The sequence below is a fragment of the Candidatus Symbiopectobacterium sp. NZEC151 genome, from assembly GCF_025962655.1.
In the GTDB taxonomy this organism is placed as follows: domain Bacteria; phylum Pseudomonadota; class Gammaproteobacteria; order Enterobacterales; family Enterobacteriaceae; genus Symbiopectobacterium.
This window is the reverse complement of sequence record NZ_JAGFPE010000007.1, coordinates 44526-64668: the sequence shown is the minus strand read 5'-3', so window position 1 is coordinate 64668 and position 20143 is coordinate 44526. Positions and strand designations below refer to the sequence as shown.

Annotated in this window: 21 protein-coding genes; 6 read left to right on the top strand and 15 right to left on the bottom strand. The window is 48.2% G+C overall.

Going from position 1 to position 20143, the window contains the following annotated elements; translation table 11 throughout:
- Nucleotides 1-68 precede the first annotated feature (68 nt).
- The 5 genes from radC to J5067_RS18695 all read left to right on the top strand — a co-directional run bounded on the left by radC (nucleotide 69) and on the right by J5067_RS18695 (nucleotide 3286).
- On the top strand, nucleotides 69-764 hold the full coding sequence (gene radC, locus J5067_RS18715) for a DNA repair protein RadC (RefSeq protein WP_264645463.1): 696 nt from the start codon (nucleotides 69-71) through the stop codon (nucleotides 762-764).
- Between the two features lie 238 nt (nucleotides 765-1002).
- Nucleotides 1003-1239, top strand: a complete 237-nt coding sequence (rpmB, locus tag J5067_RS18710) for a 50S ribosomal protein L28 (protein ID WP_195314938.1) — start codon at nucleotides 1003-1005, stop codon at nucleotides 1237-1239.
- A gap of 11 nt (nucleotides 1240-1250) precedes the next feature.
- Nucleotides 1251-1418 carry a 50S ribosomal protein L33 gene (rpmG, locus tag J5067_RS18705; RefSeq protein WP_026738454.1) on the top strand — a complete coding sequence of 56 codons (168 nt, stop codon included), beginning with the start codon at nucleotides 1251-1253 and terminating at the stop codon, nucleotides 1416-1418.
- Nucleotides 1419-1499: 81 nt separating this feature from the next.
- On the top strand, nucleotides 1500-2309 hold the full coding sequence (gene mutM, locus J5067_RS18700) for a bifunctional DNA-formamidopyrimidine glycosylase/DNA-(apurinic or apyrimidinic site) lyase (protein ID WP_264651752.1): 810 nt from the start codon (nucleotides 1500-1502) through the stop codon (nucleotides 2307-2309).
- A 179-nt stretch (nucleotides 2310-2488) separates the two neighbouring features.
- Nucleotides 2489-3286: a glycosyltransferase family A protein gene (locus tag J5067_RS18695; protein ID WP_264645523.1), complete on the top strand. Its 798-nt coding sequence runs from the start codon at nucleotides 2489-2491 to the stop codon at nucleotides 3284-3286.
- A 46-nt stretch (nucleotides 3287-3332) separates the two neighbouring features.
- Here the strand turns inward: J5067_RS18695 and coaD are convergent, their stop codons facing one another.
- The 15 genes from coaD to rfaD all read right to left on the bottom strand — a co-directional run bounded on the left by coaD (nucleotide 3333) and on the right by rfaD (nucleotide 18697).
- The gene (gene coaD, locus J5067_RS18690; protein ID WP_264645465.1) at nucleotides 3333-3821 is read right to left on the bottom strand and encodes a pantetheine-phosphate adenylyltransferase; all 489 of its coding nucleotides are present in this window, start codon (nucleotides 3819-3821) and stop codon (nucleotides 3333-3335) included.
- Between the two features lie 22 nt (nucleotides 3822-3843).
- Complete coding sequence (waaA, locus tag J5067_RS18685; protein ID WP_264645524.1) at nucleotides 3844-5130, bottom strand: lipid IV(A) 3-deoxy-D-manno-octulosonic acid transferase; 1287 nt, start codon at nucleotides 5128-5130, stop codon at nucleotides 3844-3846.
- A 148-nt stretch (nucleotides 5131-5278) separates the two neighbouring features.
- Nucleotides 5279-5446, bottom strand: a complete 168-nt coding sequence (locus J5067_RS18680) for a hypothetical protein (protein WP_264627598.1) — start codon at nucleotides 5444-5446, stop codon at nucleotides 5279-5281.
- Nucleotides 5447-5831: 385 nt separating this feature from the next.
- A complete protein-coding gene (locus J5067_RS18675) occupies nucleotides 5832-6728 on the bottom strand; it encodes a hypothetical protein (RefSeq protein ID WP_264627597.1) in 897 nt (298 codons plus the stop codon).
- Nucleotides 6729-6813: 85 nt separating this feature from the next.
- Nucleotides 6814-7833, bottom strand: coding sequence for a hypothetical protein (locus J5067_RS18670; RefSeq protein ID WP_264627596.1), 1020 nt, complete (start codon nucleotides 7831-7833; stop codon nucleotides 6814-6816).
- Nucleotides 7834-7845: 12 nt separating this feature from the next.
- Nucleotides 7846-8835, bottom strand: a complete 990-nt coding sequence (locus J5067_RS18665; protein ID WP_264627595.1) for a glycosyltransferase — start codon at nucleotides 8833-8835, stop codon at nucleotides 7846-7848.
- A 23-nt stretch (nucleotides 8836-8858) separates the two neighbouring features.
- Nucleotides 8859-9872: a lipopolysaccharide 3-alpha-galactosyltransferase gene (waaO, locus tag J5067_RS18660; protein ID WP_264627594.1), complete on the bottom strand. Its 1014-nt coding sequence runs from the start codon at nucleotides 9870-9872 to the stop codon at nucleotides 8859-8861.
- A gap of 23 nt (nucleotides 9873-9895) precedes the next feature.
- Entirely contained in the window at nucleotides 9896-10972 is a 1077-nt protein-coding gene (gene waaB, locus J5067_RS18655) for a lipopolysaccharide 1,6-galactosyltransferase (protein WP_264651751.1), read from the bottom strand.
- Between the two features lie 20 nt (nucleotides 10973-10992).
- Nucleotides 10993-11802, bottom strand: a complete 810-nt coding sequence (rfaP, locus tag J5067_RS18650; RefSeq protein WP_264651750.1) for a lipopolysaccharide core heptose(I) kinase RfaP — start codon at nucleotides 11800-11802, stop codon at nucleotides 10993-10995.
- Nucleotides 11803-12927 carry a glycosyltransferase family 4 protein gene (locus J5067_RS18645; protein WP_264651749.1) on the bottom strand — a complete coding sequence of 375 codons (1125 nt, stop codon included), beginning with the start codon at nucleotides 12925-12927 and terminating at the stop codon, nucleotides 11803-11805.
- 10 nt (nucleotides 12928-12937) lie between these two features.
- Nucleotides 12938-14020 (bottom strand): lipopolysaccharide core heptosyltransferase RfaQ, encoded by a 1083-nt coding sequence (rfaQ, locus tag J5067_RS18640; RefSeq protein ID WP_264651748.1) that lies wholly within the window; start codon nucleotides 14018-14020, stop codon nucleotides 12938-12940.
- 190 nt (nucleotides 14021-14210) lie between these two features.
- Entirely contained in the window at nucleotides 14211-15404 is a 1194-nt protein-coding gene (locus tag J5067_RS18635; protein ID WP_264651747.1) for an O-antigen ligase, read from the bottom strand.
- Nucleotides 15405-15568: 164 nt separating this feature from the next.
- Nucleotides 15569-16588 (bottom strand): lipopolysaccharide heptosyltransferase RfaC, encoded by a 1020-nt coding sequence (gene rfaC, locus J5067_RS18630; RefSeq protein ID WP_264651746.1) that lies wholly within the window; start codon nucleotides 16586-16588, stop codon nucleotides 15569-15571.
- A complete protein-coding gene (gene rfaF / locus J5067_RS18625; RefSeq protein ID WP_264651745.1) occupies nucleotides 16588-17637 on the bottom strand; it encodes an ADP-heptose--LPS heptosyltransferase RfaF in 1050 nt (349 codons plus the stop codon). The genes rfaC and rfaF overlap by 1 nt, the downstream gene beginning before the upstream one ends.
- 127 nt (nucleotides 17638-17764) lie before the next feature.
- Nucleotides 17765-18697 (bottom strand): ADP-glyceromanno-heptose 6-epimerase, encoded by a 933-nt coding sequence (rfaD, locus tag J5067_RS18620; RefSeq protein WP_195316079.1) that lies wholly within the window; start codon nucleotides 18695-18697, stop codon nucleotides 17765-17767.
- Nucleotides 18698-18940: 243 nt separating this feature from the next.
- Between rfaD and J5067_RS18615 the strand changes: the two genes are divergently transcribed.
- Nucleotides 18941-20137, top strand: a complete 1197-nt coding sequence (locus J5067_RS18615; protein WP_264651744.1) for a glycine C-acetyltransferase — start codon at nucleotides 18941-18943, stop codon at nucleotides 20135-20137.
- Nucleotides 20138-20143 lie beyond the last annotated feature (6 nt).

Sequence of the window (20143 nt, the reverse complement as noted above, 5' to 3'; positions counted from 1 at the left end):
GCAGGGCGTCTTGCGTGCGGTTGTGCAGGCGCTTGCCTGAGCTCTCGCCGCGCTACCGTGAGCCTGCCATGATAGGGCAACGATGGAAAGGAGGCACAACGGTGTGGATTGACGATCAGGCTCCGCGTGAAAAGCTTATTGCCTCGGGGGCTGAAGCACTTACGGATGTGGAACTGTTGGCGATTTTTCTGCGCACTGGGCTTCCGGGTGTCCACGTGATGGCGCTGTCGGAGCAACTGCTGCATCATTTTGGCTCCCTCTACCATGTCATGATGGCAGAGCAACAAACATTTTGCGCCGTGAAAGGGATGGGGGTGGTTAAATTTGTTCAATTTCAGGCGGTAGCGGAGCTAGCGCGGCGGCTCTATGCAACGCGTTTGGTGAAGGAAAAAGCGATGCTGAATCCCGATCTGACCATACAGTACCTGCAATCCGCGTTGGCGCATCAGGCGCGGGAGATTTTTACCGTGCTGTTTCTAGATAATCAGCACCGTGTGATTCGACATCAAGAGATGTTTGCAGGTACTATCGCCAGCGTCGAGGTGCACCCGAGAGAAATTGTGCGTGAAGCGTTAAAAGCCAATGCGGCGGCGCTCATTCTGGCGCATAATCACCCTTCAGGGGATGCAGAGCCGAGTAGCGCCGATCGTATGATAACGACGCATATTATTCAGGCATGCGCATTGATGGACATTCGCGTCCTCGATCACCTGGTTATTGGGCGTGGTGAGTACGTGTCATTTGCCGAGCGAGGCTGGATTTAGCATATTTTCCGCGATCCTTAGAGATCTTTCGCTGCTCGGGACTTGAGCACATCCGCGCTAGAGCGTATACTACGCCACCTTTGAGAATCTTGGGTGTGGCGTTAAGAGCCTATCTCAGCAGGTTTACCCTGATGACAGTATCTTTACTTGTAAAGTTGCTGAGATGGGCTCTAAAGCCTGACGAGGCGGCCAACATCCTCTACGAAGCTCGAGCTGATTTGATTTTTGGAGAATAGACATGTCCCGAGTCTGCCAAGTTACTGGCAAGCGTCCGGTGACCGGTAATAACCGTTCCCACGCACTGAATGCGACCAAACGCCGTTTTCTGCCTAACCTGCATTCCCATCGTTTCTGGGTTGAAGGCGAAAAACGTTTTGTCACGCTGCGCGTATCTGCTAAAGGTATGCGTGTTATCGATAAAAAGGGTATCGAAGCGGTCTTGGCCGATCTGCGTACCCGTGGTGAAAAGTACTAAGGAACTGAATCATGGCTAAAGGTGTTCGCGAGAAGATCAAGCTGGTTTCTTCTGCCGGTACTGGTCATTACTACACGACGACGAAGAACAAGCGCACTAAGCCGGAAAAACTGGAACTGAAGAAATTCGATCCGGTTGTCCGTCAGCATGTGATCTATAAAGAAGCTAAAATCAAGTAATTTTAGTGGACTTATTAAAAACCCGGCCAAGGCCGGGTTTTTTTATGCTACGTTAGCCGCGGGAGTGTTCAGGAGGAGAAAATGCCGGAATTACCAGAGGTTGAAACGAGCCGCCGCGGGATATCACCCTATCTTGTCGGACACACTATCCTTCACGTTGAAGTGCGTAATGCCCGCTTGCGTTGGCCCGTATCCAGCGAGATCCTTTCGTTGAGTGACCAACCTGTTTTGAGCATCGACCGTCGGGCGAAATACCTGCTGTTTGAACTGCCTGGTGGTTGGATCATTGTGCATCTCGGCATGTCTGGTAGCTTGCGCATTCTGCCGGAATATCTCCCCCCCGCAAAGCACGATCATGTGGATATGGTCATGGACAATGGCCATGTGCTGCGTTATACCGATCCCCGACGTTTTGGTGCCTGGCTATGGACGACGGATCTTGCAGCAAGCAATGTACTTGCTCATCTTGGACCGGAACCCTTGAGTGAGGAATTCTCTGCCGACTATCTCCATCAACGTTCTCGTGGTAAGCACACGGCCATTAAGCAGTGGGTGATGGATAACAAGGTGGTGGTCGGCGTAGGAAATATTTATGCCAGCGAATCCCTCTTTATGGCGGGTATTCACCCCGATCGTGCGGCAGGCTCGCTAAACGAATCAGAATCTGCTCATTTCGTTCAGTCGATAAAGCGGGTGTTACAGCGCTCGATTGAGCAAGGCGGAACGACGTTAAGGGATTTCTTACAGTCAGATGGTAAACCGGGGTATTTTGCGCAGGAATTGCAGGTTTATGGTCGGGCCGGAGAGCTTTGCCGCGTATGCGGAACACCGTTGTTAACGAAAAAACATGGGCAGCGTAGTACATTTTATTGTCGCTGCTGCCAGAAGTGATGCTGGGATAAGTAACGCCAGGTTGCCGTTCGAATGGCGAGTCTGGAAGGGCATCAACAAGAACAAGGCTGAGGATTTTATCGGTGAACCACGAGTACTCTACTGCCGCACGGCATCCGCTTGATAAGCAGCATATAAAATTGAGCTATGTTACGCATTTTTACTGCAATCAGAACAACATGGATTCCGTATTTTCGTTGCTGCGACTGTATGAGCAGTTGCCGGAAGATATCAGGACTGCGGTTGAGTTCGTTATTGTTGATGACGGTTCGCCCATTGAGTACGACGTTGGCGTTTTCGACCTGAATATCACCTGGCTACGGATTAATGAAGATATTCCATGGAATCAGGCCGGTGCGCGTAATTTAGGGGTGACCTACGCTAAATCTGACAAAATTTTCATCACCGATCTTGACCATGAGTTACCGGAATCCACATTCCGTTATTTGATCAATTGCCGTAACCCGGGCCGCAATTTTTACAAAATCTATCGGGAAAGCCGTGAAGACGGCATCAAAAAACGTGGCCAAGTGTGTAACGTGGGCGACAGGTATTATGGTCACCCGAACACGTTCTTCATGTCGCGCGCACGTTTTATGCGTTTCTTTGGCTATGACGAGGAGTTTGCCGGAAATTATGGCTCAGAGGATTTCCGCTTCGTTAAATATCAGAAATACCAAGGTTCGCGCCAACATTACCTGCCGAAGAACATTCGTTGTTTTGAACGGGATGTGGACCGGGAAGAGAGTTACCATACGTTACAGCGCGACCTTTCCGCCAATACGCCGATTGATAAGCGTAAGAAGCAAGAGTGTAGCCTGTTCGGTTATGAGTATGGGCAAAGTCGTATTTTCCTCAACTTTACCTGGGAAATTAAATACCGTAACAACGTAATGCCCGCGACACTGCCTCCGCGAAATACATGGTGGCGTCCGCTGTGGTGGTTCCGCTATCTATGCGGTGCATTGGCGCGTTAATCACATCGCCATTTCCGGCGGAGGAACCCACCCGCCGGATGGTGCTTTACTTACCCTGTGCCAGCTTTTGCTTAAGCGCCGAGCCAATCGCCTCGGGAAGAAAATGTGAGACATCTCCACCGTGTCGGGCAACCTCTTTGACCAGAGAGGAAGAGATAAAGGACCATTCTTCCGATGGCATCAGGAATACGCTCTCCAGCGTTGGCATTAAGTGAGTATTCATTTTTGCCAACTGAAGCTCATATTCAAAGTCCGATACAGCGCGCAGCCCGCGTATTAACACATTTGCTTGCTGCTGTTGGGCAAAATGCACCATAAGATCGGAAAATCCCACTACCTCAACATTCGTCAAATGTTGCGTTGCCTGCCGGGCTAATGCGACGCGTTCGTCCAAACTGAACATCGTGTTTTTACCGGGGCTGGCAGCAATGGCTAACACGAGATGATCAAACAGACGTGAAGCGCGGGCGAGCAGATCCAGGTGCCCATTGGTTAAGGGATCGAAGGTACCTGGGTAGATTGCTTTGGTCGCCATGGGATTCCTTAGCACCAGAGGGTTAGATAGACGAGTTTGCACGCGGAGGAAGATAGGGCTCCAGCAGAGTGAGCAAGCGCTGAAGCGCTCCCTGATTCTGGTGCAGCACTTCTACAGCGTGTCGCCCATAATAGAGCCGATAATCTTCATCCGTCAGCAAGCTGTTCACTTCTTTGACAATACTGTCAGCATCTTTCACGGTGATCAAACCGCCTGCTTCTGACAATTTAAGACAAATATCTTTGAAGTTAAAGGTATGCGGGCCCATCAATACCGGGATAGCGTGTGCCGCAGGCTCCAACGGGTTATGTCCTCCCCGTTCCACCAGACTTCCCCCGACAAAAGCGATGTCAGCAATGCCATACAGCATCATCAGCTCGCCCATGGTATCGCCAATCACCACTTGTGTGTCAGCCGCCGGGACTTCACCGCTGCTGCGCAAGGTGTAGCTAAATCCCAGACTCTGGGTAAGCGCCTGAGTCGTCGGAAAACGCTCAGGATGGCGAGGTACCAGAATCAACAGCAAATCGGGAAATCGGATCAGCAGTTCACGGTGCGCGGCCAAAATAATCGCTTCTTCACCCTCGTGAGTGCTGGTTGCAATCCAAACCGGACGCCGGGAAGCCCATTGACGCCGCAGTGCTACGGCTCTTGCTGCTAATTCTGGCGTGACAGAAATATCAAATTTCAGACTGCCAGTGACCGCTAAGTGTGAGCGCTGTAAACCGAGATCGATAAAGCGCTCGCCATCCTCTTGGTTTTGAGCGGCAATCAAGGTTGTGCGGCGCAAAATTCGGCGTGTCAGAGAACTGATTTTCTTATAGCCTGCCGCTGAGCGTTCAGACAGCCGTGCGTTGGCAATAACCAGCGGGATATCACGGCGATGAAGTTCCGTAATAAGGTTTGGCCACAGTTCGGTCTCCATGATGATCACCAGTTTTGGGTTCACCTGATCGAAGAAGCGTTTAAGGGCGCAGGGGAGATCGTAAGGCAGGTACACATGAAAGACATCATTGCCGAAGGCGGAGCGTACCCGCTCTGAGCCGGTCGGCGTCATGGTGGTGACTGTAATCGGCAAAGAAGGGTAACGGTGACGAAGCGCTCTGACCAAGGGAATGGCCGCTAATGTTTCGCCAACCGAGACCGAATGCAACATGATACCGTTGGGTTTGACCTTCTCTGCACAAAATCCATAGCGTTCACTCCAGCGGCGACGGTAGGCAGGCGCTTTGCGCCCTCTCAGCCACAGACGGAGCCAGATTAATGGTTGAATGAGGTAAAGCAAGATGGTGTAAAGGGTTTGTAACATTGGCATTGGCTATTTTAGAGTTATCGCTGAAAATATTTTAGCTTTTTTGTTAAGGAATGACTATGGCACTGGCTATTAATTTTTTTATTTAAGTTCCTGAATCGCTAAAAAAATTTTTCGAGTATAAGGGGCTCTTTTCCTCTATCTCTCATTTTTTTGCTGAACAACCAAAGTACATTGCCCATTCATTTAAATCTTTGGTTACGAGAGACTGTGTCCCGACGGATACGCCCTCTTCAAGCGTTATATTAGGAAGAACAACAGCACCTGAGCCGATGATAACATGTTTCGCGAGGGCCACTGTACCTTTTATCACACCAGTGTACTCCTCACTTATTGTTGGAGTAGTCAGCTTCTTTCCTGAGTAGTCATCAGACTTGCTGTGAATTTTGACACCTTGTGAAAGGCCACAAAAATCTTTGATGATTATTCCTGCACCCGCAGAAAGAAACGTGTATCCGCCAATCTGCGCATAGGAACCTATATTTAAGAATCCGCTTCCTGATGCAACAAGGGTTGTGAATCCATCAATTCTAACATTGTTGCCTAAGGAAATATTTTCTAACCCTATAATGTTTCAGCTATGAACTACTTGAAAGTTTTTACCCATATTTTTAAAAGCAAATGAATGTAATCAATCATCTGTATAGTAATTAATGCAGAGGGGACTATAGACTAGGTCTTTTTATGCAAATAAGTATTTAATCTACGGAGAAATATTCTTTCGATTCAACTATGAATTTTTTGACGTTAAGAATTGCTTCGTTTTCTTTTTCAAACACTAAATCTAATGCAATTTTACGGTTCTTGGTCGCCTCTTCAATTTGCTCAAACCCGTATGCAATACCTAACCGCATCTTGGGGTCAGATTGCCATTCCGTTAGTGATAAGTTCTCATCAGGAACAACAATCGGAATGCAGCCACACATTATGGCAAACACCGAATATCCAGTGTATAGGTCATAAGAGATAAAGTACTTTACACGCTTGAATATTTCAGCGACTTCTTCATGCTTTTTTTCATCGATAAGAATTGAATCGGATAGGTCATGGATTATCTTTCTTCCTTGACCTTTTCTGATGCAATATGCGGTACCTGTCCGTTCTTTAGATGCGCCAATCTCATTATAAATATCATTCATCTGATGAAATACATGAAGTACTGTGTCAGAGGTGTGGGAACCATATAGCTTAAAATCTCGGCCAAATGCACCGTATGAGAAATACAGTTCGCGAGAGAAATAATTTACGTTTCCTGTTTGATAACCCGGATGGTGTAAGAACCATCTGACTACATTTTTAGCTTTTAATGGGTTTCCTGATACTATTTCTGGATATACAATAATGGAATTTTCTAAATCGTCGTTTGTTAATTTATTAATTACAGGGGTTTGGAATGCTTTGTTTGTTTTATATCTTCCACTCTTATATTTTAGTCTGATTTTCTCTTTTATCTCAGTAAAATGATTTTTCCATGATAAAGGATATTCTTTGACCATAGGATGTAAGTAAGCATTTTCTCCAAGTTGGTTGAGAAGATGACATAATTTATGTAGAACGATAACTCCACCACTCCATTCAGTATATGCTGGAGCCATTATTATAAATCGCATTGTAGCTATGCCCTAGATAAGAGTCGAATGTTGCTCTCTATTATAATAAGAGATGTGGAAAAGTATGCGGTTAATTTAATATATTGCTTTGCGTAGGGCTGTTATGATGGTAAATGTCTGAGACCAATCGATTTAACATTCCATCTGCTGTGTATTCTTTTATCAATTCAATATCTACAGGTGCTAATGGCCTTTCTAAAAAACTGTGTAAAGAGTCAATGTCATTATAGCCTAATATGAAAAAACGGTCGTCAGTATAAAAATCATATTGCATTACTTTTATATTGTTGGTTATTATTTTTTTGTTAAAAGCAAGAGCCTCGATCGTTCGTAACGTTAAACCATCTTGTCCTGGATGGTTTATTTCTATAACAACGTCAGACGCAATAACTCTCTGTATATTTTCTTTATAATCAAGAGATTGGTTTTTGCAAAAAAATGGGTAATTTGTTGATTTGTTATGTTTATCAAAAAGATAAAAATCAGGTGTGTAATTTAAATGTTTAAAATAAGGGAAAAGGTCTTGGAGAGATTTTTCTCGATCAGGTCTGTATTCACCAATAAAAAAACATGACTTTTCTGATAATTTGCTTTTTATTGATGTTTTAAGTATGGTGTCAATATCTTGGGATGTAAATGGAAGGAATTGTTTCAAGTATATGAAATCGTATTTTTTACAGTCAGATGGGTCGAAACTATATACTTTATCAAAATGTGAATCTATTTCTTGGGTAATATCTCCATCAGATGGAAGCCATTTTTTGTTTTCTTTCATTCCTCTTTCTAAATGAATTATAGTATCTCGAATGACTAAAGCTTTTTTACATGGGAGTGCTTTTATTATATCAAGAAAACCTAAAAAACTATATCCATTGCAAATTATTAAATCATCTTTTTTGACTTTTCTCAGTTTTAAAAAAATATGTATCTTAACGAATAACCAATTATTAACGTTGGCCTTTTTAAGTCTAATATTGTTTCTTGTAAAATGCTTCATGATATTTTTTATTTCTGTGACGCCATGCGACTCTAAATTTTTTATCATGAGCTTTTCATAATTGGCATTCCATTCTAAAAAATACACATTCATGAAACGATTCTCTTATTTTGTTGTGATATATTTTAATCTTGCCAAAATTCCGCTAAATAAGTGATATTTTCGGAACTCATGTTTTGACTTTTTCTTCCATTGCAAAGGTGTTCGCGGTTTAAGTAACGGCACATCATGCCATTCTGAGGCTAGATATGCTTTTTGGAAGAAAATTGTTGATGGGTATTGTCCCCACTCATTCCATGGTTTAGTTGTGCCAACATAATGAATTAAAGCCGCGTCGTCGTTAATGATGTTGTTATATTTCTGATGACTCCGATCGCTTAACTCGCTTTTTATACTAAAAATGCAGTTGTATTTTCTTGGTAAAATATGCGTTTTTTTCAATAACAGAATATTAAGTGCATCTTGATCAGGATATTTTAGTTCCACATTACCGAGAATAAAAGCGATGACTTTGGCGGTGAACGACTGCTGATGCCATTTACTTAAGTCCATCAACATCATACCCGAGTTGAAATAGTGACCATCCAGTTCAGGGCAGTGTAATCTATCTACTGCTTTCTTGTGCATTTCCTTAATATCAGGAACCACTGCGCAAACATTGTCATCAAAAGATAAGTTTGCTAACTGATCAAGCGGGCCTTTGCAAACAATATCAGCGTCAAGATATAACAAACGATCTATCGACAACGCGAGATAATCGAATGCTATCAGTCGATAATATGCTGAGTATGGCCAGTTTTTTGTTGGTAGGTTTTTTAAAGGGGTATTGTCGATATGATATATATAGATGTTTGTATTAAATTTAGCAGCCATTTTCTTGAAACGATGGCTATCATCATCATCTATCGTGTCGGTGAAAAAGTGCAGGGTAATGGGGATTTTATTATTTATAATAGCTGATGTTGCGGAAACGGCAGCGCCAAACAAAAAGTTCTTATCAATACCATACGCAATATGTAATGCTTTTTCAGTGTTGCCTTCTTTAGCACCCAAAAATGCTAGCTTATTTTTTACTATGCTGTTGTCAAAGTACATGATTTATTATTTCTAGAATAAAATCAGCTGATCTTTCTTAAAAAGTACAAGAAATAACTTTTTAAGCCTGAAAGGATTTTTTTATTGTGGAATTGATGCTTAGCACAATAGCGTAACTGATTGGCCGAATGAGCTTTGAGTAGTTTAGTCTCTTTCCATGGTGAATGCTGTTTTGCTGTCATGAAGTAGCGGGAAGAATCGTAGTCGCTAGCCCATGCATGCCACGGTTTGGTTGGTCCAATGTAATGAATAAACACGGTGTTTTTTGTAATTGGTGTCAGTGTTTTTTTGTTTTCACTCAATTCATAATTAATGCTGAATTGGGTGTTGTATCTTTTATCTAGAAACAAAACTTTGTTTACAAATAAAATATTTAATATGTCTTGGTCTAAAAACGATATTTTTTGTTTTACATCATCGTCAGCAAGAAGTGACATCGCCTGTCGACTGATATCCTGCTCTCCCCAACGTGGTATATTTATTAAAAGAAAGCCAGCATTGAAATAGCCATTGCTTATTTCTGCGTCTCCCAATGCAAGGGCGCGTTTAGTCCACCAGGGCTTTTCACCCTCGCAGACAACCGCAGCTGTATGATCTATCAAATCAAGGTTAATCAATTCATCCAGATCTGCATTGCAGACAATGTCAGCATCAAGATAAAGAACGGTGGTTAACACATTATTGAAAAAATCAGCAATGATAAAACGAAAGTATGTTGCATAAGACCAATTTTTAGTGCTTGGTAATTGTTTTAATTCATCACAATTTATGATGTAAACGACAATCTGCGTATTGTATTGATGACAAAGGTCTGTAAATTCAGCAATGTTCGTTTCGTCGAAAAAATCAGTAAAGATGTGAAATGCAATTTTTTTATTTTTATTATGCAATAAAATAGACGCTATGGATATTCCACAGCCAAATATGAAGTTTTTGTCTATACCGTAGGCTATATTAAAAGCCTCGTTAGATGAGTCATTAATATTATGGTTTAATATTATTTTTTCTTTTATTACATGCTCAGTGTTAAAATACACAAGGTCACCACTTTATTAGTTTTTCATCTGTTCTTTTCAATCGCGATCGCGTTTATAAATTTAGCATAATAATTTTTATCATAAAACTCACTGATAGAGTTTTTGATCTCTTCGATGCTTGAATTTATTTCATTCGTTTGCAATTGAGATAATGTTTTCACGAAATGGTGCGTATCACCCGGTGGATAAAGTTGCCCATTCACACCATTCTTGATGATATCACCTGGGCCCGATGGGCAATCGCTGCTAACGCAATAAATCCCATAAGACATGGCTTCAAGCAGTGTCATCGGAAGCCCCTCAAAAGCAGAACTCATGACAAAAGCCGAGACTTGCTTGATCTCTGTCTGAACATATTCCCACGGTTTTTCTTGCCATCCGTGCCAATGCAAACGATCTGCAATACCCCGTTGTTGCGCGTAGGCCTGGCAGACTTCGGTATCTGAACCATCACCAATAAAATGGCATTCCCATTCGCCCTTCAAACCAGAAAAGGCATCCAGCATATCTTTGATACGCTTTTGCCCCTCAAACTTGAGACGCCCGACATAGATAAATACGGCTTTATCCGTTGGTCGCGGAATCACGATGCTTTGTGGCGTGACCGGATTAAAAATCACAGAGATGCGTTCGGGAGGCACGCCACGTTTTATTAATTGCTGCTTGATGCCGGAACTGATAGCCAAGTGATGATCTGCGACCAGTGCCTGTTCGGCATGCTTTTTGTGATCGAGTGAGTAGTGCAGCCATGAAATCAGCGGCAGTGTTTTCTTACTGTAACGGATCGCTTGTGCCGCAACTCGACAGGATGGTGCATCAAAAGCAATCACCGTATCGGGTTGATTCTGTTTAATGAAGCGCGCCAGTGCACACGCGTGGCTCATTCTACGCAGAAAGGAGATCTTGATACCGGAACGATGGCAAATATAGTGCTTTCCTTCCAGCCAGGCTTTATCCATGCGGTTATCGCGGCAGAGAAAATATAAGGTATAGGTGTTTTCAGCGTCTTGGTCATTTTCCAGGAAGCTGGTGACTTTTTTTATTACCGTTTCAATCCCGCCGAAACCGGATGTAGCCTCACCGACGAAAAGTATATTCATAATGATAATCAGGGCTCGGGTTAAAGCGCCTTGCGCTCCGTTCTTTCTCGAATTTTTTCTGCTTTGGTAAATGCTTCGTGAAACAGCGCTTGTTCCTGACGCAGCGTAGTACGCAATGGCTGCTGATCAAAATAGATCTTCAGGAAAAACAACAGATCCTGTTTGCTCAGCCCAATATCGAGTGAGGAGAAATAGAGGCCGATAAGATCTTTATTACGCCATCTCAGCGGAACACGCTCGCGAAGTTGCGCCCTATGCAGGTCGATGACCGAAAGTGTAAATTGTTTATCGGTCGGCTGGTAAGGCTGGCGCAGCAAGAAATGGCAAATATAGCAATCGCGGTGATTAACGCCGCCGGCATGCATCTTTCTCACCATTTCTGCCACGCGGCGAATCAGTCGCCGCTTTTCGGCATGCATTGGCGGATTCTGCGGCCAGTTGGCGCAGTAATCTTCCAGACTGATTGCCGGGCTTAAATCTTCAGTAATGATAAAAGATTCGCGTTGTAGCGGGTTTAACCCGCGTTGACCAAATGCTGCTCCGGTCATGGTGTCTACGCCGAGATCGCGTAAGCGGTGAATCGCGTTCCATTCGCGATCGGCACCCAATACGGGCAGGCGCAATGAAAGCAGGTTTTTTAGAGCCTCTTTCAATGCCGTGCCGCGATGTATTTTGATAAACCACGAGCGTCCGGCCAAGGTGAAACGTAATGTTTTACGGCTCTCTAATGCGCGAAAGACATCGCCATCCAGTTTTTTGACTTCTTCAAACGGGTCATGTTCTTGCCAGAGTGAGGCGAACGGCTCTTTTAACGTAATGACACTTTTCATTTAGTGACGATCCTGGCCCGAAATCAGCAGTGCGGCTTTTTCCGGTAAGCTGTAAAGATCTTCCGTATCGGCATAATGCCGGGCATTCTCCGACCAACGATGCAAGGTTTCCGTTTGTTCTAATGCGATGTGCAGCGCAGCGTTCAGCGCTTCCTGACTAAAGGGGGAGGCGATAACCTGGCCTGCTTGCGCCTTATCGATATGGAACGCATAGCCACACACTTGCGTCACGATAACCGGTAGCCCGGCAGTGATCGCTTCAAGTAACACGATGCCTGCGGCTTCCTGATGTGCAGGATGGAGGAGCAGGTCTGCGGCGGCCATAAAATCAGGAACATCGCTACGTCCAGCAAAAAAATGCACCTGCTTATCAATGCCTAACTGACCTGCCAGCGTCTGATAACGATCGGGTTTGTCTTGGCCGACAACCAGAAAAACGACCTGTTTCCGTAGGTTTTCCGGCAGGCTGGCAACGGCGCGCAGGCTGCGCTCGACGCCCTTACGCTTGAAATCAGAGCCGACTTGCAGTAAAACCCGAGCGCTTTCTGGGATATTATGCGTATGACGAAAGGTCTGGCGAACGTCGGGTGCCTGCTGGTCATATTTTCTGTCCAGTGCAATGCCCGGCGGAAGAATCAGAAAACGCTCATCCTGCGTGCCATAATGTTTTTTAAAATCTGCAATCTGGCGCTGAGTCAGCATCAGCATTTTGGTTTTCACGCCTGGGCTGAACACTGCTTTTTCAAACGCGGCATAGTGCTTGTAGCGCGGCGTTAAGCGATAGAAAAATCCCTTCTCCTGCTCAACTTTTTCTGCGTAGCACACGTCAGCGGCGTAATAAAAATCTAGCCCAGGCATTTTGTTGAACCCCACCACGCGATCGGCTGGGTGCAATTGCAAATGATGTTGAACCCACTCACTGTAGCGTTGATGCCGCGTGTTATTGCTGATACCGACAGTGGGTACCAAAATAATCTCAAGATTTTCTGGCTCTTCTCCCTGCCAGGACAAGACATACACACGCACGCGGTGACCCTGCCTGACGCAGGCCTGAGCAATACTGAGAAAATCGCGTTGCAGGCCGCCAAACGGGAAATATTTATACAAGCAGAAGGCAATTTTCATGCGGAATTCCTTATCTTTCTGCCGTATTTAGTGGAGCACCCGTGGGGCAGGCCAGCAGTTTTTCTGCGGCTTGAATAACGTCCTGAGCAGGGATACATGACAGGTATTTTTTATTTCTATCGAGATACTTTCTCTCGGGCATGGCGGTGTAGTCTCCCGCCCAGAGAACAATATGGTTATCTGACCAAGGGCTCCATTTACGGTGATCCGTCGGTCCAAACAGGCAAATTGTTGGCGTCGCGAGCGCTGCCGCCATGTGCATTGGTGCTGAGTCGACGCCGATATAAAGCACGGCTTTGTCGATTAACGCTGCCAGTTCGAGAAAATGCGTTTTACCGGCAAGCGACAGAGTAGGTTTGTGTTCGCACAGGGTGTGGATCTCATTCACCACCGCCACATCCTCGGCACCTGGGCCACAGGTAAGGACGACCTCTAATCCTTGCTGTTTCAGATGATCAATGACCTGTGCAAATTTATCGTTATCCCAGCATTTAAAAGACTGTCTGGCAGTCGGCTGAATGACCACATAAGGCGTTGCCGTTAACTCAGGCGCAAGGGCAAAAACGCGTTCCGCGTCTTCCGGGCCGTAGTACAGCGACAGCGGCCGAGTTCTGTCTTGTTCTGGCACATCCAGAGGGGCGAGCAAAGAGAAGTTCTGCTCAACGATATGTTGCCCCGTTGGTTCCAGACAGTGGGTGAAACAGGCGCGCCACAGTGACTGCCGGGCTCCTCCGCGTTGAATGGAGAGACTGTAAGGGCAGTTCAACGATTTAATCAGCAGCGCTATTGGCCATTGGTCGGCCAAATTCACAATCAGGTCATAGCGGTTGCGTTTAAGTGTGTTGCGCATGGTGACAAAATCACTGATTTTCTCCATTGCGCCAGCGGTTTTTCTTTTCAAACCGTATAACCGGTGGATATCCGGGTGCTTGGAAAGGATAGGGATGGTGTCCTGGTAGAGCAACACATCAATCGCGGCCTTTGGGTAGCGCGCTTTTAGCGTGCTGATAAGCGGCGTAGTCAGCAGCATATCCCCATGAAAACGCAGCTTTACAATCAAGATCCGGCTATAGGTAAGGGTTTTGAGGCTCACTCGCTTTCCTTCAGTCAACGCACTTAAACCAGAAAATGACCACGCTACCGCCCCTGGCTTTTCAGCTACCAGTGAACTACGCGCTATTATCCGGATTGTTCTCAGGCGTCACATAAATAAATACACACGCTCTACTATTTTATACCGCTATGGTACTAAAAGCTGTATGCCTCTCACAGCGATAATTACGCTAGGCTGAGGGGGCTTGCGCGCAGGCAGGGCGGGTCCATTTTCCCGTCAGTGTCATGCCAAGACACAACGTGACCAGCCACGCCATTAACATATCTCGAGCAAAGAGAATGACATCACTCAAGCCAAACATAAGTAAGGCAAATAACAGCGCAATGGAGAAGTGGCTGCGCAGCACAAAAATCGAAAAATAAGAGAGCGCGAGATAAAACAAAACAATCAGTAGCGCACCGGGCCAGCCTTTCAATGAAAAAGCTTCAATCGCATCGTTATGCAGATGCACGTTCAGGTAGCTCACCGCGCCCCTCATGGCTGGCGTCTGCTGTGCGAGGGCGGTGATATCTTCCGCGCGCCGCTCGGCGGATTGCCCGAACGGTGCAGCAAGCCCTGCGTCCATGCCGGATTGCACCATGGCAAACCGTGCGCCTACCGAGGTTTGACTGTTGTTCTGGCTGTAACTGCGCATGTCATTGATCAAATCACTGGTGCGTTTATGGATCGTGTCGTGGAACAGTGCAATGCAGAGCGTTAGCGTCACGATGGAGCCCAGCACGCCCTTAAGCAAGGTACGTCTATTATGACGCACCTCCGATAACAGGATCATCGCCCCAATCAGGGGATAAACAAAAATGGCCGCCCGTGTCTGGGTCAGGATGATGGCACTGGTCACCAGTAAGAAATGGAATAAATAGAGATAATATTTGTAGCGTACATTGAGCGTGAGTAATGCCTGCGCACTCAGGGCGCCGATAAACGTCATAAAATAGGCCGCGCTGGTTGCCGGACCAAAGATCAGGCCCACACGGTGCATATCGTGAAAAACGGACTGAAATAGCGCATAAGCCAGCGTCATCACACAAACTGCGAAGGAGCCGATTCTCACGACGGGCTGGTTTTCATGTGGCAGGTGGCATGCGGCTAACAGAATAAACGCACCGAGCATCGCTGCATGCCCGGCGGTGCGATAAGCGGAGTAGACATCGGTAAAAAGCGTGTCGGGTTGATAGTAAAGCGTAAACCAAACAAGGTTGAGGCAGCCCATCAGTAGCAACAATATGGGCAATATCAACAGCCGTTTTGCGGCTAGAATCTGTTTTACATGCGTAACCACATACAGTGCGGCAGACACCCCAGTCAAATAAAACAGCCATCCGGCGATGATGGTGCTAAATGGCATCACGGCCAGAGTCAGCATGCACCCTGGAAACAGCGTATTCGTGGTTAACGAGGCGCTTACTGCGGGGTATTTTGCCCAACTGTATCTTAAAGCATTCAACATATCATTGGGTCACGTAGCAAGGGCTATCCCCGTTATCTCGACCATCAGGGATGGCATGAGTGTAGCCCCAGCGCAAGCCTTTACGGAAGCGCGCTTGGCACCGATGTGTGCAGGGGAATCGTGTCGAGAGGCTGTAAGTCTACCAGCTCTGACAGCTTTTGCCGGACCGCGTCGGCAGAGATGGCGCTCATGTGGCGATTTTCAGATTGTTCTACCACCTGATTGAGACCATATCCGCCAATGAGCCCAGGATCGGTAGGGCCATAGAGCGTGATATTGGGACGATCCAATGCCGCCGTCAGGTGACTCAGGCCGGTATCGACGGATACCACCGCTTGTGCGCCCGCCAGCACGGCGGCCACCTGCTGCAAACTCAGGCGCGGTAACACCTCGACGTGAGGGAAATCGGCAGCGAGGCGCTGCGCACGCTGATGTTCATGCTCTGCGCCCCAGGGGAGCTTAATGCGCAATCCTGACGGTTGCAGGCTGGCGATCAGTTCGAGCCAGTGAGATTCGGGCCAATGCTTTTCATCGCGTGTGGTGGCGTGCAGGAATACCAGATAGCGTCCGGCATCTTCCGGCGGTGCTGCCAGAAAATGCTGGGCGATACCGTAGTCCCCCCGCTCACTGGGCTTACGGTAGCTCAGGCTGGCCGCGAAAAGCGCACGAATGCGTTCGACGGCGTGCTGCTGCCGTGCAATGCGGTGCCGGTAGTTATAGAAAATGCTGGCCAGCGGCTCACGCGCGCTGCTGCTGTCTAAACCATGCTTTTTCCCGCGTGCGAGACGCGTGACCAACAGCGCACTTTTCAGCAAACCCTGTGCATCGATCACGGCATCATACTGGCGTTCTCGCAGTTGTTGCTTAAATTGCGTGCGTTCACGCCGCGTTTCTGCGCTGAACCAGCTTTTACGCCAGCGGCGGATAGCAACCGGGATCACGCGGTCAACGGCGACGTGCCAGGTAGGGATCTGGGCAAACCCTTCTTCCACCACCCAGTCAAATCGCAAGTTGGGGATGACGCGCATGGCGTCCGTCAAGGCAGGCAGCGTGTGCAAAACATCGCCCATGGAAGAGGTTTTAACGATCAGCACCCGCATTAGCGATAATCCTGTTTCTGGAGGTAAGGCGTCAAGGCTTCCAGCACGCGCTCAGGCTGAATATCAATCAGGCTTTGGTGATATCCCTGCTCGCCATCGCCTTTACGCACGCGATGATAGCCGGTAATCAAACGGATAACGTTGGCCTGATGTGACAGCGGCGGCGTGAAATCCGGACTGCTGGGGCCATAGAGTGCCACCAGAGGGCGGTTTAACGCGGCTGCCACGTGCATTAATCCGGAGTCATTGCTGACCACAGCGTGACAGGCGGCGATCAGCACCACGGCTTGATCCAGTGACGTTTTGCCGGCCAGATTGGTGCAAAAGGCACGCAGGGATTCGGGCAAGGTGTCGCGTATCGCTTCTCCCGCCTCGTTGTCCTTGGCTGAGCCGAACAGGACAACGTGATGGCCGCGTTCGATCAGCGTTTGCGCCAGGCTGGCATAGTGATAGTGCGGCCAGCGCTTGGCCGGGCCAAATTCAGCGCCGGGGCAGAAACCAATAAGTGAGCGCTCGCTTACTAAATCAAAAGTGGGGAGCACGGCGTCGATTTCTGCCTGTGTAACCTGTAGCTGCGGCCATAACAGCGGCTGCGGAAGATCTTCAGCCCGGTGAATCTGGTCGCGCGGATAGGCCAGTGCGACATAGCGCTGTACCATCAGAGGGAACGCTGCTTTGTCCAATACCCGCACATCGTTAAGCAAGCCATAACGCATTTCGCCGCGCCAGCCAGTACGCTCTGGCACCTTGGCAAAGAAGGGCACCAGCGCGGATTTAAACGAGTTCGGCAACACATAGGCCCGATCGTAACCCTGTTCGCGCAGCGAGACACCTAAACGTCGACGTTCACCTAATGCCAGCGCGCCGTGCCCGAGCGGCATCGCCAACGCCTGACGCACTTCCGGCATACGGGCCAGCAGCGGACGGCACCAGGCCGGCGCCATGACATCAATCTGTGCATCCGGGTACTGCGCTTTGAGCGAACGATACAGGCTGTGGGACATCATCATGTCGCCCACCCATGACGGGCCGATCACCAGGATTTTCATAGCGTTTATCTTTTATGTTCTGTTTCTTGGTGGACAGAAGAATGCCATCGAAGGATGCAATCCGGTGCCTGCTGCGTACCGGGAACGTGCGGCCATCCCTGCGTGCGGCCGCACATTATTGTGGCGTTTACGCGGAGCGGTTCAGCCAGGTCAGGTAGTCGCTGACACCTTCAGCAACCGTTTTGAATGGCTTGTCATAACCCGCCGCGCGCAGTTTGGTCAAGTCTGCCTGCGTGAATGCCTGGTAACGGCCTTTCAGTTTTTCAGGGAAGGGGATGTATTCCACCTGGCCTTTCTTGTGGAAATCCAGCACGGCATCGGCCACGGCCTGGAATGACTCGGCACGGCCCGTTCCGCAGTTGAAAATACCGGAAACGCCGTGCTGCCAGAACCACAGGTTAACCGCAGCCACATCACCGACATAAATAAAGTCGCGCTGGAAATTTTCGCTGCCGGAGAACAGTTTCGGATTTTCGCCCTGATTGATCTGATTATTCAGATGAAATGCGACGCTCGCCATGCTGCCTTTGTGCCCTTCGCGCGGGCCGTAGACGTTGAAATAGCGGAAGCCGCAAATCTGCGAGTCTGCCTGCGGCAGGATATCGCGCACGTACTGGTCGAACAGGAATTTGGAATAGCCGTAAACGTTCAGCGGCTGTTCGTATTGACGTTCTTCGATAAAGTCGCTGGTACGTCCGCCGTAAGTGGCTGCGGAAGAGGCGTACAGGAACGGGATGCTACGCTCCAGACAGTAGTGCAGCACCTCTTTCGAGTACTGATAGTTGTTATCCATCATGTACTTGCCGTCCCACTCGGTGGTGGAGGAGCATGCGCCTTCATGGAAGATGGCATCGATATCGCCCAGATCGTCGCCTGCAACGATACTGGCGATGAAGTCTTCCTTGTCCATGTAATCGGTAATGTCCAGATCGACCAGATTGACAAACTTGGTGCCGTCTTTCAGGTTATCCACCACCAAAATGTCTCGATAACCGATGTCATTCAATGATTTAACAATATTGCTGCCGATAAAACCGGCTCCGCCTGTGACGATGATCATGGGAGTAACCCTTGTAAATCTCGTGGGTGAAGCACCACGCTCCACACTATTTATGACTGCCATCATAACATTTCGTTGCACGACAGACAGTACACCATTTTGCGCTGCCGCAAGGTTTTACCGAGACGGTGTTGTGGCATGTCGTGACCGCACTGGCATTTTTCAGATTATGTGGCGTTATCTGTCACCGTAATAAACAGGATTGATTAAGCTGAGTACGGGCTTACACAAAGGAGTGACATCATGCCTGCATCGTTTTATCAGCGTCTGTCCGCACAGCTTATGGCGGCACGAACCGACGGTCTGTTCAAAGAAGAAAGGATTATCACTACGGCACAGCGTGCGGATATCGAGGTGGCCGACGGCGGCCCTTTGCTGAATTTCTGCGCCAACAACTATCTGGGGCTGGCGGATAACCCCACCCTGATTGCGGCAGCGAAAGCGGGGTTAGACAGCCACGGCTTCGGCATGGCGTCCGTGCGTTTTATTTGTGGTACGCAAGATATCCATAAAACGCTGGAGAATAAGCTGGCCGATTTCCTCGGCATGGAAGACGCCATCCTCTACTCCTCCTGTTTTGACGCCAACGGTGGCCTGTTCGAAACCCTGCTGGGCGATGACGATGCCATTATCTCCGATGCGCTGAATCACGCCTCGATCATTGATGGCGTCCGGTTGTGCAAAGCGTGTCGCTATCGCTATGACAATAACGACATGCAGCAACTGGAAGCGCAGTTGCAAAAGGCAAAAGCGGACGGGGCTCGTACGCTGATGGTGGCGACCGACGGCGTTTTTTCGATGGATGGCGTGATTGCCAACCTGAAAGGCATTTGCGATGTGGCAGAGCGTTATGGTGCGCTGGTGATGGTGGATGACTCGCACGCGGTGGGGTTTGTCGGCAAGCAGGGCCGAGGTTCCCATGAATACTGCGATGTGATGGGGCGCGTCGATATTCTGACCGGTACGTTGGGCAAAGCGCTGGGCGGTGCGTCTGGCGGCTATGTCGCGGCGCGCAAACCGGTGATTGACTGGCTGCGCCAACGCTCTCGCCCTTACCTGTTTTCCAACTCGCTGGCCCCGGCTATTGTCACGGCGTCCATTGCCGTGTTGGATTTGCTGGCACAGGGTGATGCATTGCGTGCCCGGCTGTGGGAAAACGCTGCGCTGTTTCGCAAGCTGATGACGGCCGCTGGGTTTACGCTGGCAGGTGCCGATCACGCCATTATCCCGGTGATGCTGGGGGATGCGCGGCTGGCGCAAGATTTTGCGCTGGCCATGCAGCGTGAAGGGGTGTACGTCACCGGCTTCTTCTACCCCGTGGTGCCGCAAGGGCAAGCGCGCATTCGCACGCAGATGTCGGCCGCGCACACCACGGAGCAGATTGAGCATGCGGTGGCTGCCTTTATTCGGGTTGGGAAACGCCTTGGTGTTGTCAGCTAACGGAGG

Excerpts from the sequence above, each read along its gene's own strand:
- radC (WP_264645463.1), top strand. The coding sequence starts at position 69 with ATGATAGGGCAACGATGGAAAGGAGGCACAACGGTGTGGATTGACGAT.
- rpmB (WP_195314938.1), top strand. The coding sequence starts at position 1,003 with ATGTCCCGAGTCTGCCAAGTTACTGGCAAGCGTCCGGTGACCGGTAAT.
- rpmG (WP_026738454.1), top strand. The coding sequence starts at position 1,251 with ATGGCTAAAGGTGTTCGCGAGAAGATCAAGCTGGTTTCTTCTGCCGGT.
- mutM (WP_264651752.1), top strand. The coding sequence starts at position 1,500 with ATGCCGGAATTACCAGAGGTTGAAACGAGCCGCCGCGGGATATCACCC.
- J5067_RS18695 (WP_264645523.1), top strand. The coding sequence starts at position 2,489 with ATGGATTCCGTATTTTCGTTGCTGCGACTGTATGAGCAGTTGCCGGAA.
- coaD (WP_264645465.1), bottom strand. The coding sequence starts at position 3,821 with ATGGCGACCAAAGCAATCTACCCAGGTACCTTCGATCCCTTAACCAAT.
- waaA (WP_264645524.1), bottom strand. The coding sequence starts at position 5,130 with ATGTTACAAACCCTTTACACCATCTTGCTTTACCTCATTCAACCATTA.
- J5067_RS18675 (WP_264627597.1), bottom strand. The coding sequence starts at position 6,728 with ATGGCTCCAGCATATACTGAATGGAGTGGTGGAGTTATCGTTCTACAT.
- J5067_RS18670 (WP_264627596.1), bottom strand. The coding sequence starts at position 7,833 with ATGAATGTGTATTTTTTAGAATGGAATGCCAATTATGAAAAGCTCATG.
- J5067_RS18665 (WP_264627595.1), bottom strand. The coding sequence starts at position 8,835 with ATGTACTTTGACAACAGCATAGTAAAAAATAAGCTAGCATTTTTGGGT.
- waaB (WP_264651751.1), bottom strand. The coding sequence starts at position 10,972 with ATGAATATACTTTTCGTCGGTGAGGCTACATCCGGTTTCGGCGGGATT.
- rfaP (WP_264651750.1), bottom strand. The coding sequence starts at position 11,802 with ATGAAAAGTGTCATTACGTTAAAAGAGCCGTTCGCCTCACTCTGGCAA.
- J5067_RS18645 (WP_264651749.1), bottom strand. The coding sequence starts at position 12,927 with ATGAAAATTGCCTTCTGCTTGTATAAATATTTCCCGTTTGGCGGCCTG.
- J5067_RS18635 (WP_264651747.1), bottom strand. The coding sequence starts at position 15,404 with ATGCTGACTCTGGCCGTGATGCCATTTAGCACCATCATCGCCGGATGG.
- rfaC (WP_264651746.1), bottom strand. The coding sequence starts at position 16,588 with ATGCGGGTGCTGATCGTTAAAACCTCTTCCATGGGCGATGTTTTGCAC.
- rfaF (WP_264651745.1), bottom strand. The coding sequence starts at position 17,637 with ATGAAAATCCTGGTGATCGGCCCGTCATGGGTGGGCGACATGATGATG.
- rfaD (WP_195316079.1), bottom strand. The coding sequence starts at position 18,697 with ATGATCATCGTCACAGGCGGAGCCGGTTTTATCGGCAGCAATATTGTT.
- J5067_RS18615 (WP_264651744.1), top strand. The coding sequence starts at position 18,941 with ATGCCTGCATCGTTTTATCAGCGTCTGTCCGCACAGCTTATGGCGGCA.